Origin of the sequence: Vibrio sp. CB1-14 (assembly GCF_040412085.2) — a bacterium.
GTDB classification, from domain to species: Bacteria; Pseudomonadota; Gammaproteobacteria; order Enterobacterales; family Vibrionaceae; genus Vibrio; species Vibrio chaetopteri.
In genome coordinates, this window is record NZ_CP115921.1 from 172829 (window position 1) to 189193 (window position 16365).

The 16365-nt window shown below is 44.3% G+C and carries 15 protein-coding genes; 6 read left to right on the top strand and 9 right to left on the bottom strand.

Annotated elements, in window-relative coordinates; all coding sequences use genetic code 11:
* The first annotated feature begins 349 nt into the window (after positions 1-349).
* Positions 350-1084, top strand: a complete 735-nt coding sequence (locus PG915_RS16880; RefSeq protein WP_353499588.1) for an IclR family transcriptional regulator — start codon at positions 350-352, stop codon at positions 1082-1084.
* 6 nt (positions 1085-1090) lie between these two features.
* Entirely contained in the window at positions 1091-1945 is an 855-nt protein-coding gene (locus PG915_RS16885) for an arginase family protein (RefSeq protein WP_353499589.1), read from the top strand.
* Between the two features lie 89 nt (positions 1946-2034).
* On the opposite strand, the gene PG915_RS16890 is transcribed toward PG915_RS16885, so the two are convergent.
* Positions 2035-2649, bottom strand: a complete 615-nt coding sequence (locus PG915_RS16890; protein WP_353499590.1) for a TetR/AcrR family transcriptional regulator — start codon at positions 2647-2649, stop codon at positions 2035-2037.
* A gap of 178 nt (positions 2650-2827) precedes the next feature.
* Between PG915_RS16890 and PG915_RS16895 the strand changes: the two genes are divergently transcribed.
* On the top strand, positions 2828-3844 hold the full coding sequence (locus PG915_RS16895) for an MBL fold metallo-hydrolase (RefSeq protein ID WP_353499591.1): 1017 nt from the start codon (positions 2828-2830) through the stop codon (positions 3842-3844).
* Positions 3841-4179, top strand: coding sequence for a DUF5329 family protein (locus PG915_RS16900; RefSeq protein ID WP_353499592.1), 339 nt, complete (start codon positions 3841-3843; stop codon positions 4177-4179). Before PG915_RS16895 ends, PG915_RS16900 begins: the two co-directional genes overlap by 4 nt.
* Here PG915_RS16900 and PG915_RS16905 read toward each other — a convergent pair.
* The 6 genes from PG915_RS16905 to PG915_RS16930 all read right to left on the bottom strand — a co-directional run bounded on the left by PG915_RS16905 (position 4172) and on the right by PG915_RS16930 (position 12652).
* Entirely contained in the window at positions 4172-4984 is an 813-nt protein-coding gene (locus PG915_RS16905; RefSeq protein WP_353499593.1) for a MaoC/PaaZ C-terminal domain-containing protein, read from the bottom strand. The two genes, PG915_RS16900 and PG915_RS16905, sit on opposite strands and share 8 nt — an antisense overlap.
* Positions 4985-5215: 231 nt before the next feature.
* On the bottom strand, positions 5216-6982 hold the full coding sequence (locus PG915_RS16910; RefSeq protein ID WP_353499594.1) for a DUF1501 domain-containing protein: 1767 nt from the start codon (positions 6980-6982) through the stop codon (positions 5216-5218).
* A 6-nt stretch (positions 6983-6988) separates the two neighbouring features.
* Positions 6989-8488 carry a DUF1800 domain-containing protein gene (locus PG915_RS16915; protein ID WP_353499595.1) on the bottom strand — a complete coding sequence of 500 codons (1500 nt, stop codon included), beginning with the start codon at positions 8486-8488 and terminating at the stop codon, positions 6989-6991.
* A gap of 339 nt (positions 8489-8827) precedes the next feature.
* A complete protein-coding gene (locus tag PG915_RS16920; RefSeq protein WP_353499596.1) occupies positions 8828-9856 on the bottom strand; it encodes an NADP-dependent oxidoreductase in 1029 nt (342 codons plus the stop codon).
* A gap of 105 nt (positions 9857-9961) precedes the next feature.
* Complete coding sequence (locus tag PG915_RS16925; protein WP_353499597.1) at positions 9962-10546, bottom strand: TetR/AcrR family transcriptional regulator; 585 nt, start codon at positions 10544-10546, stop codon at positions 9962-9964.
* 117 nt (positions 10547-10663) lie between these two features.
* Entirely contained in the window at positions 10664-12652 is a 1989-nt protein-coding gene (locus PG915_RS16930; RefSeq protein ID WP_353499598.1) for a methyl-accepting chemotaxis protein, read from the bottom strand.
* Positions 12653-13115: 463 nt separating this feature from the next.
* Between PG915_RS16930 and PG915_RS16935 the strand changes: the two genes are divergently transcribed.
* Positions 13116-13241, top strand: coding sequence for a DUF3012 domain-containing protein (locus PG915_RS16935; protein WP_081941396.1), 126 nt, complete (start codon positions 13116-13118; stop codon positions 13239-13241).
* Between the two features lie 218 nt (positions 13242-13459).
* On the top strand, positions 13460-15076 hold the full coding sequence (locus PG915_RS16940; RefSeq protein ID WP_353499599.1) for a methyl-accepting chemotaxis protein: 1617 nt from the start codon (positions 13460-13462) through the stop codon (positions 15074-15076).
* Between the two features lie 103 nt (positions 15077-15179).
* Here PG915_RS16940 and PG915_RS16945 read toward each other — a convergent pair whose 3' ends face one another.
* Positions 15180-15605, bottom strand: a complete 426-nt coding sequence (locus tag PG915_RS16945) for a DUF4345 family protein (protein WP_353499600.1) — start codon at positions 15603-15605, stop codon at positions 15180-15182.
* A 73-nt stretch (positions 15606-15678) separates the two neighbouring features.
* On the bottom strand, positions 15679-16314 hold the full coding sequence (gene ureG, locus PG915_RS16950; RefSeq protein ID WP_338166669.1) for an urease accessory protein UreG: 636 nt from the start codon (positions 16312-16314) through the stop codon (positions 15679-15681).
* Positions 16315-16365 lie beyond the last annotated feature (51 nt).

A 16365-nucleotide genomic window follows, 5' to 3' on the forward strand; every position in this document is an offset into this window, starting at 1 on the left:
TTCCTCCATCGGATATAGCCGCTCACTTTTGGGCATCCAAAATTGACAACCATCACGCTTCACTGACGTCGGGTTTCCCCAAGCACTGCAGATAGCCTTGTCATTCTCTTTGTCTCTTTGAAACTGGCGACAGGTTCCACAAACAAATTTCATTTATCATCTCTCCCTAAGTATTAAGCACACTGTAATTAGATACTCACCTAATTGCATTGATGCATCGCAAGATTCATAAAATGTCAGAATTTGCGTATTTTTCATCTAGTGAGAAAGGTATCGATGAATTTTGTTCCCTTTCTTATCTGACAGGAATATAAATTGCGTAGTCCTTATTGATGATAGATAACCAATTATGGGAAACGCACAGCAACCCTCGACTCAGGTCAACGAAAAGCCATTGCAACTGCTCATGCAAGTTGCCGTATCGGATGAGCCCGTCTCTGCCAAAGCATTAAGCCAACAACTTGGTGTCCCTTTAAGTAGTCTGTATCGACATATAAAACTGCTCAAAGAATGGAACCTAATTGAAGAGAGCGCTCACGATAAAACGCTGATTGTTGGTCCAGCCGCTCTATTGCTTATGCACAGCTACCAATCCAGTCCACACAATCTGGAAACGATTGAAAGCATCTTGTTCCGCTTACAAAAACAGACGGGTGAAATGGCAGCCTACATGGTGCCAGTGGGCTACAGAGCTCTCTGTGTTAGCTTACAAGAAAGTGTACAGGCGCTTCGCTGCAGTTATGTTCGTGGTCAAAGCCAGCCCTTACTTCGAGGCGCATCTTCGAAAGTGATGTTGGCGTATTTGCCTGAGGCTCGCCGCGAAAAGATCCTGCGTCACTTTGGCGAAGACGCGAACGCAGAGATATGGCAAAGCGAGTTAGAACAGATCCGTCGTCAAGGCTTTGCTATTAGCACTTCTGAGTTTGATCCTGGCGTAACAGGCATCAGTGCCCCCGTTACCAAAGGTACAAAGCTGATCGGTGCGGTTTCCATTATGGCCCCTGCCCACCGCGTAGAGGCAAACAAGGACAGATTTATTCTACATGTATTACAAGCAGCCAGAGCGCTGCCACCAGAAAGGTAATTCATCATGCTCAGCGTCTTCAAACAGTTATGGAAACGTCGTTATCATCCAGTCCTGGAAAACAAACTGTCTATACTGACCGTCTGTGAAACGATTAAACCTCTTAACAACGCTCAAGTTGAAGACGCTGAATCTTTACTCGATACCGCCTACGATTGGCTGAGTGCGCAACATAATTCTCATTTAATGAGAAATATTGGGCATTTCCCTGTCCTCAAGGTCGCTCATACCAAGCCGCCGTATTTCGAGAATCCAACAACAAGTTTGAATTTCAACGACAAACTGATTGAACAGCTGACTGTCGGTGCAATGCCGCTGGTGATCACCAACTGCCATGAAACTCTGCTCGATGTTCTGCCAAGCCTTATCATTGATCAAGAGGATATGGGCATTATTAATATCAACGCGCATTTACTCATGGATCAGTGTTTGGATTTGACGATGGGTTCTATGCTCCATTTCGCGCTAAACCGCTTTAATGAATGCCGTGCATTTCATGTCGGTATTGATCGCAATCGTTGCGACAGAAAACAGCTTGAGTATGCTGAGGATATGGGTTGTAACTGGCTGCTGGCGGATGAAATGAATTACCGCGGTCGTACTATGGTTAAAGAGCAGCTCGCTCGTTTTATAAGCCACTGCGACAAGTTGGTGTTAACTATCGACCTTCCCTCGATTTCAAAGCACAACTCCAGTAGCGAGAAGCATAAGCTGGACATCAATATGGTACTGCGTGTGCTTCGCCAATGTTTGGCTTCGAACAAGGTGCTTCTGGCGCAGTTAGTGGGATCAGAAGAGCGCCATATTTATTCCAAAGCAACACAGCTTTTGGTGCAAGAGTTGGGACATTTCTGTGAGTAGACCACTTCATTAAATTTGGTTGTTTCATAGATTGCTCTAAGGCAGTATGAGCCGACACCATACTGCCGAGACAAAATAAAGTAATAAAACTAACGCGCCATATAACGAGCCAAAAATAGATCAGCGGTTGACTGAGACAGTTGGGTGATACCTTCTTCAGTTAAAGTCTTACTCAGCCCCATCAGTTGTGGCCAAAAACAGCTACCTTTGATAAGGCTGTGCAACTGAATACTTGCCGTCTCAATATCATCAATAACCATCACTTTATCGGCATGTTGCTGTTCAAGCCATTTGTATAGTGCGGTTTCTTGCTTAGACATTTGCGCAGCTTGCTGCTGAAGCTCTTCCGGGCGATAGAAATAATGACCGAAGGCCACCTTGGCTAAATCAATGTACGACGCTTGGTTTAGAATTCGGATCTCGTGCTCGAGTAGATATTGCAACTGCTGCTCAATTGTTTTCGATTTTAGAGGACTCAAGTCCACATCTGCCATAGATTGCTTCCACAACTCAGATAGCAGCAAAATCACTAGCTCTTCTTTTGATTCAAAATGATTGTAGACAGTTCGCTTAGACACACCCGCCATTGCTGCCAGCTTATCCATGCTGGTATTTTGCACGCCAAATTCATTAAACGCTTCTTTAGCAGCATTAATGATTGCTTCTCGCTTTAGCTCGCTTCGTGTTTTTTTCTTTTCAATCATTACGTTAACCAGAGGGACGAAAATTTCTTCGATTATTTTACACTAATCAGTTTACTTTTCACCACACAAAAGTAAACTACTCAGTGTAGTTTACATAAATTAAAAGATGGGCATTAGCCCATGATATGAGTTCAACACGATGAATAAGTCACTATTCGCGACACTAGGAGTTCTATCTATGAGTATTGCCACACTTGCTGCTTGCACTAACACCGAAAAAGACACTGAGCGTTACCCAGACAAGTATGTCAACACAGAAATGGAATACAAATCGAGCTTTGGTGACATCGTTGATGTGATGAAATCCTATTTCACAACCGAACGCGCTGAGCCAACTCCAACTTTTGAGTTACCAGTGCACGCTATTACTGCTGAGCAATTAATAGATGAGCAAAGCGACGTGGTTTATCGCCTTGGGCACTCAAGTGTCGTCATGAAACTTGATGGTCAGTTAGTGATGGCCGATCCCGTGTTTAGTGACCGTGCATCACCCGTGCAATGGGCCGGACCAAAACGTTTCCACCAAACACCGATTACTTTAGAAGCGCTACCGAATATCGATGTCGTGATCATTAGCCATGATCACTACGATCACCTCGATAAAGCGTCAGTAAAAGCTCTCGCCGGCAAAGTTGACCACTTTATCGTGCCGCTAAAAGTAGGTGATTACCTCATCAAATGGGGAGTGCCATCAGAGAAAGTAACCGAACTAGCTTGGTGGGAATCGCATAGCGTAAATGGTGTTGAGTTTACACTCGCGCCAACACAGCATTTTTCTGGTCGTGGTCTAACCGATAGGGATTCAACACTCTGGGGCAGTTGGATCATTGACAGTAAAGAGTCGAAGGTATTCTTTAGCGGTGATTCTGGCTACTTTGGTGGTTTTGCCAAAATTGGCGAAAAATATGGCCCGTTTGACTTTACGATGATCGAAACCGGTGCATACAATGAACTCTGGTCACAGATCCACATGTTCCCAGAGCAAAGCGTGCAAGCACACATAGATGTAAAAGGTAAAATCATGATGCCAATCCACAACAGCACCTTCGATCTTGCTATGCACGATTGGTACGAACCTATGAATAGAGCGCTAGAAATCAGCGAAGAACGTGGCGTGACTATGGTTTCACCAGAAATTGGCCAGCGACTCGACATTGCTAACCCAATGCCAGTCACTAAATGGTGGCAGCAATGAGAAAGCTGCCGATCACCGCTTTATTTCTAAGTCTTGCCAGCCATAGTGTGCTGGCAAGCACAGAAAGCGATGTGCTCTACCTCATCGAGCAGATGAACAGCTCCCCTTGCACCTTTATTCGCAATGGCGATGAACATAACGGCCAAGAAGCAGCGGCACACCTACGCAGAAAGTGGGATTATGCCAAAGACGATGTCACCTCAACTCAAGTGTTTATCGATGAAGTGGCATCGAAAAGCTGGTTTACCGGCAGAGCGTATCAGGTAGTCTGTGATGGACAATCGACGAGCAGTGCGGAGTGGCTAAGCCAGAAACTGCTATCAAAGCCTAACTAATGCTCTGTGAAACACTCATCATCACACACGTTTTCCCCTCTTCATTTACCAGCAAAACCTGATTACCATCACTAAAAACGTCCAGCAATTGTGAGACAAATATTGGGCGTTTGAAGCTAAAATGGCACTGGTTCACTCTCTGGTTATTGCCAACTTGTTGACTATTAACACTCAATAGTCTCCCAGCCATATCCATGCCATGAACAATGGGCGCCTTGAATCCAAATAGCTTCGCCATAAAACCACTTAGATGAATCGGATTATAGTCACCCGACACGCTCGCATAGGCTCTAGTGTTCGCTTTTGATGTCTGTAGGTTGGTTTGATGCTGATAGGCAGTTATATCGTCTGCCAACGCTACGCCCCCACGTTTTAGCTTCGAACTTTTAACTGGCATCAAATATCCGCTGCGATAACGTGCCAGCGTTTTTCCATCCAACGAGAACTCTCCAAGTGTCTCAAACCTTTGACCTCTCTCCGTTTTTTCTTTCATTTCAAGCTTTACTGTAAATTGATAGTTCTGCCCTACTTCTAGCTTCTCAATCAGTTCAAACCCAACAAACGTATGCACCAACCCCAATGGACGTATTGGTGTATCAGGATGAACGAAAAGTTGTAGCAATTCACTCTGCGTTGCTACAAACAAATAGGTGGCGGGTACGCTCGAATCATCAAAACCATAGTGTTTGCAATAACAACGAAGCGCATCGGCATTAACCGTAAAGGAAGAATTGAATAGAGTCGCTTTGACGGATGATTGCGACAGTACTCCATGTTTTGGTCTTTTTAATAGTGCTTTAAGCAATAGTGAACGATATCGAACGCTGTTAGAGGCGACAATGTGCATTATCTTTTTCCTAGCAAAACCTTAGCTGTAGTTTACTGTCACACCAGTAAATAGCACAAGGCGTACCCCTTGCGTTTACCTACGGCGATCCAAGCTTCTATGGCCGAGTCGGTTTTGAGCGCATTACAAAGTCAAATCAACGAGTTTGCAGTGCGCTTCGAGCCCCCTTAAGGTAAGTTATCTACGAATTTAAATAGACCTTCCCCACACTTCGAGTTCCTGGAAGTTATTCCAGGCAACCAATTTTTCATTAGCTGAGTCGTTATTGCCATTGCAGACCAAGCGTAAGTACTTTGCTTGCTGACTACCAAGCGAAATGTCAACATACGCGGTGGTATCGCCTGGAGATTGATACTGCTGCAATAGGGTATAGTTGGTACCGTCACTGCTTACCAAGATATCAAAGAAATATTGTCGTACGTCTCCTTTTGCCTGCGATACTCGCAATGTTTCCAAACTTGAGAGTGATGAAAGCTCCACATCAAATGTGACCCCATAGCCCTTCGCTGTCCATTTGGTAGTAAGGTCACCATCAATGGCCATTTGGGGCGTATGGTCAACTCGAGTCTTTGACGCGCTAACAGAAACAATTGGAAGCGGTTGGCTCGCGACGACATCACTGCCTAAGAAGCCAAGATAGCGGCTAGAAAATGCATTATCGTTGTCGGGAGACAATGAGGGAAAAATATAGTCTACCCCGGTGTCAGACAACCCAAACCAGCGACACAAAGTAGCGGCATACTGCTCTGACGAGGTCGTCGGGATAAATTTATTTCCAATTGCATCGGAGCCGTCTTTCACAAATTCAGGATAGCGACCATAAGCTTTCCCTCCAAGAATGGAACCTCCTACGACCAAATGATTACTTCCCCAACCATGATCTGTTCCGCGATTGCCGTTGTTTTCGATTGTCCTGCCAAAGTCAGACATCGTAAATGTCACAACATTGTTCTCTAATCCATCTGACTGCAGTGACGCATAAAATGCGGAAACAGCATCGTCAATTGAAGCCAACAGATTGTCATGTTTGCCTCTTTGATTACTGTGATTGTCGAAACAGCCGAGCGATACAAAATAGATTTGTCTCGACTGGTTTAAACCGCTACTTGCCTGAATCAGCCTTTTAACCATTTTGAATTGAGAGCCCAGATAACTTGAAGGAATTGATGGATCTTCCGGGTACTGATCCAACAAATCACCTAACGTAGATTGAAAGTCATAGATCTCCTGAAAGCGTTGTAAATAAGCTTTACCAAATGGTGACGCAGTGTTGTCCGCCAGGTACTTAGTCAGATTATTGTTGACTGAATTCACAGCAAGAGATGACATGGCCCGAATACCCGATGTACTCACTCTCAGATCTTGTGTTCCTTGGCCGTTCATCAACTCATTTCCACCAAACGATAGGTTGGGTGATACCGTCTCCGCACCGGATGCTAGAATGTCCATCATCATCCCAGCCCAACCATAAGGATGATACTGGCTTGTCTCCCACCCTCGCTGCCACGCAAGTTGCTGCTTGTTATGAGCACCTAGGTTAGGCGATTTTTTTACAGTTGAATAATTTGCCTTTGTCGTTGGTTCAATCAGCGTGCCAACATTAACAACACTTGTGGCAAGTTTGTCTTCAAATAGCTGAGCTATTTTCGGCATTGACCCATTTAAGATAAGCGGCTGCTGGGCGTCATCAGCAACAAAACCGTTACTCGCTAGTTCATGTGGCCAAAGTTGTATATCTGGCCTAGCAGCCTGATAATTGAGGAGATTATTTCCAGACTGCGGGACTATCATATTAAATGAGTCATTGCCTCCATATAGAAACAAACATACCAACGCTTTGTAATCTGAATTTTCATTCGCCAATGCAGACGAAGGGAGTGAAAGAGATAATGGAATAGAAGTCGCTGCCGTACTATAAACACCACTTTTTAGAAAGTTCCTTCTCGATATTTTCATAACCCATTACTCCTCTACCATAAAGTGGTGCGAAACAAAGGAAAAATACAACATTGCCGATATTGCATAAGGCTTATTGTTATTACTTTTTGCATTCCATAGCCCTTCAAACCTCGGCGCTATATCTGGGGGAATATCACCATCAAAAAAGCGATTTGCAATTAGTGATATCAATTGAGGATAATCGCTTGCGACGCTAACAAAATCAGACACATCCGGATAGAGTTCGGCAGAACTATTTGAACTCGTTTTGTAGCCATTTTCAGTAACTAGCTTCCAAGCGATATTGCTCATTTTTACCGTTTGATTCCAATCTATAATTTCTAGCTCGGGTGCAAAAAGGCCTAATTCCCCTAGTTCACCAGAAGGTATAAAGTCTGGGGAATAGAAGTTAAACACCGACGGAGATCCTAGGGGGTATTGCCCAAAGCTTTCCTGGTAAAGCATGGCATTTGGGGTAACATCGGCTCCACCTCCAGGTCGACAGTCCAAAGCACGATATAGGTAAGTCATCGCCAATATCGGCTCTCTTAGTTTGGCACGATATAGCGAGGATTCATTTAATACGACATCATCCAGCAATATTGCTTTAATCACTTGCCCAAGGTTTCCGCCTGTCTGTTTAAAGACTCTTGCTACCCGCTGAACATAGGCCGGCTCGGGATTAGAGGTGACAAATCGCTTAATCAACAGAGTTGAAATATTAGGAGCGGTACAGGGGTGGTTAACTAATAAATTCAATACACTATCTAGCTCTTGCTCAGCACTTACTCCCGCGGGAAACTCCTGACCTAATATCGATTTGGCATCGCTATCATGATACACATCATTGGCTACCATCGGTTCAGACATACTACCATTCGACATAAACCAACCAGTAAACACTCGAGCCATATTTTCAACATCCGCGTCATCATAGTTCGCTATTGGATTGCCATCTGGAGCAACAGCAAGCGTGCCATCTTCATTCACTTTGTTAAGACCTATTGTGAATAGCTGCATGAGCTCGCGTGCATAATTTTGGTCTGGATTGACGCCGGTTTCAGAGGTGGGCAAGTTTCCAACCATGGTAAGGAAGTGCCCCATAATGGGCGAGCGGGTTATGTGATAAAGAAGTGTTTTGTAATCTTCAAATGCATATTGACTCAACAAATCGTAGTAGTGTGCCAGCTCCAGTGGATAAGGCGCCAACTGGGCATCTCGGTCACCAACAACCAATATTTGACTCAGAGCAAACGCCATTCGTTGCCGGAGCTGAGCATCGTCCCAAAGAGCCAAATCAAACCAGGCACACACTCGCATCTCTTGTGTAACAGAGCTCTCTCCACGTTGTTGCTGTTGATATAGCGTTTGTTCTACGTGTGGAGCACATTGAGTGCCGATTTGTTCATCCAACCAAGCATTACGATCATTAGTAGATATAAATTCCTCAATATCTCCTTTCTTAATTCCCATTGTACTGGCGTCGAGAAACTTAGACGCCTGTTTATATGATAAACCATCCATAGCGTGTTCCTTATTGTGCTAACTGACATTTATAAACTTAGTTTTTATGATTTACTTTTCAAACTAAAAAACAGATTTAAGTAAAAACCATTAAAAAACAAAGACACATAAGGACTACAAGGAAAAGTAACAGCGACTTATATATATCAAATAACAAACAATCCATTTTGGTTGATATATAGAACCTTAAAAATCAGAACAATTAATTTATTAATATAGATAACAACACGGAATGCAATAATTGCAATAGTAACTGTTATATTGATAATAAAGCTATTAATGAACCAAATAAAAAGCGCCCAACTAAGTTGAGCGCTTCACTATTATAACAACAAGAGCCTATTCCACATCATTAAGCTGAATCACCAGCTTACCGAAGTTTTTACCTTCTAGCAGACCAATGAACGAATCCACTGTCAGATCCATCCCTTTCACTAGGTGCTCTTTGTATTGCATCTTGCCTTCCATTAGCCACTGACTCATTTGCGCGGCAAACTCGTCATAGCGGTGGGCGTAGTCGTCAAAGATAATGAAACCTTGCATCTTAATACGTTTGACTAGCAAAGTTGCCACCAACGCCGACATGCGATCTGGTCCTTCTGGCAAGCTGGTTGCGTTGTACTGGGAGATAAGTCCACACACTGGGATACGTGCTCCAGTGTTAAGCAGTGGCATTACCGCATCAAATACCTTGCCGCCGACGTTTTCAAAATAAACATCGATGCCTTGGTCACACGCGTTAGCTAGTTGAGCGGAAAAGTCATCCGCTTTGTGGTCAAGACAAACATCAAAGCCCAATACTTCTACCGCGTGGCGACATTTCTCTTCTCCGCCTGCAACGCCGACTACTTTACAGCCTTTAAGCTTCGCGATTTGACCCACGGTTGCGCCTACAGGTCCTGTTGCTGCAGCCACGACAACGGTATCACCCGCTTTTGGTGCGCCAATATCTAAAAGACCCATGTAAGCGGTAAAGCCAGGCATACCCATGATACCCAGAGCGTATGATGCATTCATCGGCGTTTTACCGAGTTTAACTAGGCCTTCACCGTTTGAGATCCCGTAGTCTTGCCAACCCGTGTAAGCGAGTACCCATTCGCCTTCTTCAAACTGAGCATGGTTAGATTGCTCTACACGACATACGGTCGCACCCACCATAACTTCATCGATCGCTACCGGTTCTGCGTACGATTCGCTATCGCTCATTCGGCCACGCATGTAAGGGTCCAATGAAAGATAGATAGCCTTGAGTAGCATTTCGCCTTCCTGAGGCTGTGGAATATCAACTTGCTCTAGGCGAAAGTTTTCTTGTGTCGGTGCGCCGATAGGGCGAGAGGCTAAAACAATTCTTCTGTTGTTCTGTGACATAGGGATTCCCTTTTTTAATATTAGACCAGTCGTCTAGTAATCATTTCTAAAAAAACCTGCTTCCTGTTGCTTTAGCATAGCCAGAATTTAAGCAGGTGTTTTTGTTTATCGCTTAAGCAGTGACTGTGTCGCTACCAGAGCTAATTCAAGTTGTTGCGTATTTTGGCTGAGCTTACTTACTAAACTCGCCCCGAGCCATTGCTGATAGACAATGCTCGCGGTGCTGAGGCTATCTTGTTTGGTAATAGAGCCATCAGCAATACCTCGTTCAATGGAGTCAGCAATACTGCTCACGATCTGCTGCGCACCGAGGTGCAACGCTGCGCGCATTGGTTCTGATAAATCTGAGACTTCCGCGCCCAGTTTTACCACCAAGCATTTATGAGCGTTACATCGGCCATTTTCTACATCCAGCCAGCGTGCAAAATAACCCATTAAACGCTCATAGCCACTTAGCTGCTTATCAGACAAAAAGTCGTTCAATCGCTCTAAGTAGCCTTCAAAGTAATTGGCAATCAATACTTCTCCAAAGTGCTCCTTGGATTTGAAGTAGTGATAAAATGAGCCTTTGGGCACATCCGCTGTCTTGAGAAGTTCAGACAGTCCAACCGCCGTAAAGCCTTTTGATAAAATCAGTTCGTACCCGACATCCAAAATGTGTTGGCGGGTTTCATTGGTCTTTGCATTCATGGCAGGCATCATGACACACAAATAGACCAGTCGTCTAGTTCCTTTTCAAACTCCGTTTTCATCTTTGAAAAACAAGCTAGCAGATATCCTCACCCGCTAGCTCAATTAAAATAGCGCTTAGCTCACCTGACTACGTATGGTTTCAACATCTTGCTGATGCTGCTGCGCCTTTGCCTCCATGCTTTGCAGTTCGGTAGCGATATTGTGGCTATTTTCCAATAGTCGATTGGTATCGCGCGCCAAACTGTCGATGTCTTGAATTGCCGTCGCTATCGACTCGGTTCTTGCTGTCGCATCATGCATGTGCTTGCCGACGGTTTTAACTACATCAGCGATGGTGTCCATCTGTTCAAACAAAGCACTGACGCTGGTTCGAGAGTTATCGAGCGACTGCTGGGTACTTTTCGCCAGATTGCGTACTTCATCGGCCACCACCGCAAAACCGCGACCGTACTCACCAGCCCTCGCAGCTTCGATACTGGCATTTAGAGCGAGCAAGTTGGTTTGTTCTGCAATCTTATCAATGATCGACAACACACTTCGCAGACTCTCCGCTTCTTTTTCTACGGAACTGATATTTTGCTGCAGAGCAAAGACCTCACTTTCCAATGAGCGGACCGTACCACTAAACTGATTGGTATCAGCAGACAACGCAGATGAGTTATTACCTATATGATCAATGTAGCTGATTGAGTTCTGAGTAAGTTCACTGGATTTGTGGGCGACACTCATGGCTTCAATGGAGTCAGTTAGTGATCGATCTTGAATACGCATCATCAGCTCATTTGAACGCAACTTAAGTTGAGAAAAGTAGTTGGCATAAGATGCATAGTCAGCCACAAATTTACCATGAGCTTGTTCTAAACCTTCTCCACGTCGACTAAAGAAGATAGCACTCAATGTCTCATTAATATTGACGCCAAAAAGCTCGCCAAAGGTAGAGAAACCCGCCACTGGTAGTTCGGAAAAATTACTTAGTTTATTCAGTTCTTGGCTGTTATTTAATCGTCTTAAGATGCAATCAAATAAAATACCGCCAACCAATTTGTCTTCATTAACCAACTGACGAACAAAGTCTCTATCTGTTTGCTCGACAAATGGCGTTTTACGCATTAAGTGCAGCTCTGTTCCTAAAGGCGTATCACAATAGAAATACACTTTGCCTTCAGAAATATTAATACTCGCTACCGAGCGAACAAAATATTCGCCTTTCACTTTCACCGCAAAGGTATAACCTGTTAACCGTTGCTCTACTTGTTCTAAACTACAACGAAAATGACTCGCTAATTCATCAAGAAAGCTCTTTATCTCCATCGTTGATGGCGACAACACACCTTTGACATAACGAAGTGATGGGTTGGCATCGCCAATGAGCCAAGATCGTCCTGCCGGTTCAAAGTTTTGCGTTTTAAACAGCTGAAATTGATAGGCAGAATTGAGTTTGATAAAACACAACAGCGCATGCTGATGACGTACTGATGTGCCATCATGAAACGGTGCACTATCAAAATTCAAACTTCCCGCCGAGGTACCGCCAACAAACGGAACCGGAAACCTACCCGATTGATAGACCGCTTCCATCAGCCAGTTTTCACTGTTTGTTAATCCATTGACCAGTGTCATAGAAAAGCAGTCTGTTGGATCTAGCGAGAAAGCCAGCCTTATGTTTTCCAATTGTTTTTCAATCTCATGAACACGACTTGAGGGCTGAATTTGGCTCATACCGCTCTGAATATCCTCACAAGGAAGTGGCACAGTGTGAGTATCAACATCACTGATGAGTTCTCGAGAGAAAACCTGCAACACCATGGTTTGGGTTTGGCCGGTCGCGAGATAGAGATTGTCATGGGTGGAAGAAAGCTCGCCTGCGGTAGAGGTCAATATCAACGGTCCATCGACTACCCTGCTTAGCAAACGATGAATATGATTGAGATCGTGACCATGCGGCACAAATCCAATTCCCAATGCTGGCTTGCTTCCGTCAAACAATAGTTCTGATGATTCAAACGATGACAGTGAAGCCACATCAAGATTAATGACCTTTACCACTTCTTCATTCATCGATTGACGAGCATCTATGTTTTTTTTTCTAAACTTGAACAACATTCCATTCCCTAAAATACAGCGTAGCAAACAGGCCACAGATCATATTAATATTTTTGATATTAAGGTAGCAAACACATAAGACAAGTAGTTTATAAAAGTAATTTTTTTACCGTATGGATTAGTTTTCTTACTATTAATAAACATATCATTCTATATATTTATCGTTGAAATAGACTTAATGGTTTTTAATTTGCGACAGTAACTTAACCAAAATTAATTACCGTACGCTTACTAGGACGATATTTAATCATTTTTTAATATTTGAGCACTATTTGTTATCAAAAACCCGTTTCTAACATCAAAACAATCACTCTCAAGCATGAGATCAAGTTGACTTATTGGGCTTGAACGTTGCTTTTAGTCGCCATGATTGGCATAGTCGCAAGATAAAACGGACGTCACCTCAAAGGATAAGATCATGATTACATTACTCAGTCGTTGGGCGGTCGTTGCGCTCGGCGTGATGGCATTGGCTGCATGTACTGAAGTTGGCAGCGAAGCATGGTGCCAAGATATGCAGGAAAAACCGAAAGGCGATTGGACTGCAAACGAAGCTAGCGACTACGCTAAGCACTGTATTTTCAAATAGGCTTTTGCGAGGCATGTCCAACTAGTAGTTTGATATGCCTCACTTTTCTCACTCTTCAATCATAACTTTCTCGCATTTTTTCCTTCATAACTCGATCGTTCCTACATTTTTTACTACCAACCACGCGCGGGCTATCTTTTTAGGCTAGGAGCACTAAAACCGACCGCTATGATGCGATAGCATTAACCTTTATGAACGTCATGTCATATAGGCTAGTTATGAAGCTCAACAATATAAGTATAAAAACCAAACTCCAGTTCCTTGTCATCCTCTCCGCATTTCTAATGCTCTCATTAGGTATTTTTAATGTTTACCTTCAGCAAAGTCAGCAACTTGCTGAACGCGAAAATAAACTCAGGGCTCAGGTAGATGCAGCCGTATCTCTTGTCAATTACTACCGCAATCAACCTACTCTCAGTCAAGAACAAGCACAGACCGCCGCCAAACAAGCAATCAATGCTATACGTTATGATAAGAGCAATTATTTTTGGATTACCAACAGTCAAAACAAACTGCTGCTGCATCCTCTCAGAACCAAATCTATCGGCAATGATATGAGCAATATCGTCGATGGCGCTGGCAAGCATCACTGGCGTGAAATGTCCTCGATTGCCAATACACAAAGTGCGGGGTTTCTCGACTACACTTGGTTATCTCCACAGGGCGAGCTCAAAGACAAAATCTCGTATGTCGCGCACATCCCTCAGTGGGATTGGATCGTAGGGTCTGGGCTGTTTGTTTCTGATATTAAAGAAGACTTCATCACGCAGGTGATTAAGCAAATAGCATTTACATTAGGCTGTGTCTTAATACTGATGATTGCGAGCTTTGTTATCGGCAACAACATCGTTAACCCGATACAGCGACTGTTAAGCGATCTTAAACGCATGGCCAATGGCGATTTAACGGCGGATCTGTCTCAAGTCCGCAAAGATGAAATTGGGCAGTTAAGTCATGGCCTAAGTGATATGCAAAGCACGATACGCGATACGCTATCAGCGGCAACACTCACGGCCAACACGGCGAGTCGTCTTTCAGAAAGTATTGCATCGACAAGTGAAGAGACGGCACAAAGCTTAGACTCGCAAAATGCTCAGCTCGAACAGCTCTCTACCGCGATGAATGAAATGTCTGCCACCATCAATGATGTCGCAAACAATGCGGAGCAAAGTGCTGAGAAAACCAGTGGTGCAGCCCAACACGCAACCACCAGCAGTGCGAGCATGGACTCCACTCTTGAAGAAGTATCCGCTATATCCATCGCTATTGAACAAAGCACACATTTGATGGCGGATTTAAAGCTAGGTGTCGACAACATTGGTGATGTTGTGGAGGTTATACAAGAAGTCTCGGAACAAACTAACCTATTGGCACTTAACGCCGCTATTGAAGCCGCAAGAGCGGGCGAACAAGGCCGTGGATTTGCCGTCGTCGCGGACGAAGTGCGTAGTTTGGCAAGTCGAACGCAACAATCTACCAATCAAGTGCAAACCACCATCAATGAGCTTCTGGAAAAAACCGGAGAAGTGGTAGGTGTGATGGAGCAAAATAACGCTAGCATCAGTGCGAGCGTGTCGGCGGCAAGTGATACCAAGACTACCTTAGAATCCATGGTTGATGACCTCAATGGGGCGAATGACATGGTCGCGCAGATAGCCGCAGCCGCTGAGCAACAAAGTATGGTCTCTAACGAAATGAGTGAAAATGTCACCACCATTCACTTATCCGCACGAGAGATCAATCAAGCCAGTAATCAGCTTGCCTCGCAGACACAAGAGATGGCTGTAGCTGCCGAAGAGCTAAAACAGCAGCTGACCTATTTTAGACTCGCCTAATTATTTTAGACTCGCGTAAACCTATCTGTGACCCAGAAAGTGAACGAGTTTGAACGACAGAAAAATGCCGACCTCTAAAATTAGAGGCCGGCATCGTAACTCGCTACTTAAAGTACATTCGCCGCTTGGGAAACTTCCATAAGATAAACAGTCCCCAAAGGGTGAAAAACGCTTCGGTGATCAAGTAGATCTGCATGGTATCATTGGGCTGCGTTTCAGCGATGATGCCCATTGTACGAGTCACCGCCATCAACCCCGCCAGCAAAGTGGCCGAAATGACAGAGAGTTTTAGAGTCTCTTGTTTTAGCACCAAAAGCACAAGTGTGATCCCCACAGCGGCCATCATACCGCCGTAGGTTGCTCTCACGTCAATGGCCGCCGAATAGGAAAACAGCGCACTGTCTGTCACCCTTTCAAACAAGGTACTCGAGAAAGGGAAAACAGAACGCCGTAACCAAAAAATACCAGTGCCGTTATCCAAACCATCAATTTTGCTTGAAACATAAAGGTTCTGCGTATCGCGTGTCATAGCAAAAGTGTAAGCCAGAACCGTCACTTATGTGTAACTTTGACAGCGTAATTAGAAGCGAAGCCTCAAATTCTTAACTATGAAACTCCAACATACCTTCTGTTAAGATGAAATCGATGATCGTATCGAGACCTTTGCTCTCCTTAAGGTTGGTAAACACAAACGGCTTGGTTGGTCGCATACGCTGTGTATCTTGCTCCATAACCTCTAATGACGCACCCACATAAGGAGCAAGGTCTATCTTGTTAATAACCAGCAAGTCAGAACGAGTAATACCAGGGCCACCTTTACGGGGGATCTTCTCCCCTTCGGCTACATCAATCACATAGATAGTAAGATCCGCAAGCTCTGGGCTAAAAGTCGCACTTAGGTTATCGCCGCCACTTTCAACAAACACCACATCGAGATTTTTGTGGCGTTTAGCCAGCTCTTCAACCGCAGCCAAGTTCATAGAGGCATCTTCACGAATCGCCGTATGTGGGCAGCCACCGGTCTCAACGCCTATGATGCGATCCGGCTCAAGCGCTTCTGCTCTTGTAAGGATTTTTGCATCCTCTTGGGTGTAAATATCGTTAGTAACTACCGCGATATGGAGCTTGTCTCGAATCGCTTTACACAACACCTCAAGCAGAGCGGTTTTACCAGAGCCTACTGGGCCACCAATACCAATGCGTAATGGCTGTTTATAACTGTCCGTTGTATTTGTCATGATTCTATTTCTTCCTTTGTTTTTTCACTCTTAGCCCCTTAGCGTTGAAGA

Coding starts and splice junctions, on each gene's coding strand:
- PG915_RS16935 (WP_081941396.1), top strand. CDS start 13,116: ATGGCATTGGCTGCATGTACTGAAGTTGGCAGCGAAGCATGGTGCCAA.
- PG915_RS16880 (WP_353499588.1), top strand. CDS start 350: ATGGGAAACGCACAGCAACCCTCGACTCAGGTCAACGAAAAGCCATTG.
- PG915_RS16925 (WP_353499597.1), bottom strand. CDS start 10,546: ATGAATGCAAAGACCAATGAAACCCGCCAACACATTTTGGATGTCGGG.
- PG915_RS16895 (WP_353499591.1), top strand. CDS start 2,828: ATGAGTATTGCCACACTTGCTGCTTGCACTAACACCGAAAAAGACACT.
- ureG (WP_338166669.1), bottom strand. CDS start 16,314: ATGACAAATACAACGGACAGTTATAAACAGCCATTACGCATTGGTATT.
- PG915_RS16890 (WP_353499590.1), bottom strand. CDS start 2,649: ATGATTGAAAAGAAAAAAACACGAAGCGAGCTAAAGCGAGAAGCAATC.
- PG915_RS16920 (WP_353499596.1), bottom strand. CDS start 9,856: ATGTCACAGAACAACAGAAGAATTGTTTTAGCCTCTCGCCCTATCGGC.
- PG915_RS16885 (WP_353499589.1), top strand. CDS start 1,091: ATGCTCAGCGTCTTCAAACAGTTATGGAAACGTCGTTATCATCCAGTC.
- PG915_RS16915 (WP_353499595.1), bottom strand. CDS start 8,488: ATGGATGGTTTATCATATAAACAGGCGTCTAAGTTTCTCGACGCCAGT.
- PG915_RS16945 (WP_353499600.1), bottom strand. CDS start 15,605: ATGACACGCGATACGCAGAACCTTTATGTTTCAAGCAAAATTGATGGT.
- PG915_RS16900 (WP_353499592.1), top strand. CDS start 3,841: ATGAGAAAGCTGCCGATCACCGCTTTATTTCTAAGTCTTGCCAGCCAT.
- PG915_RS16940 (WP_353499599.1), top strand. CDS start 13,460: ATGAAGCTCAACAATATAAGTATAAAAACCAAACTCCAGTTCCTTGTC.
- PG915_RS16930 (WP_353499598.1), bottom strand. CDS start 12,652: ATGTTGTTCAAGTTTAGAAAAAAAAACATAGATGCTCGTCAATCGATG.
- PG915_RS16910 (WP_353499594.1), bottom strand. CDS start 6,982: ATGAAAATATCGAGAAGGAACTTTCTAAAAAGTGGTGTTTATAGTACG.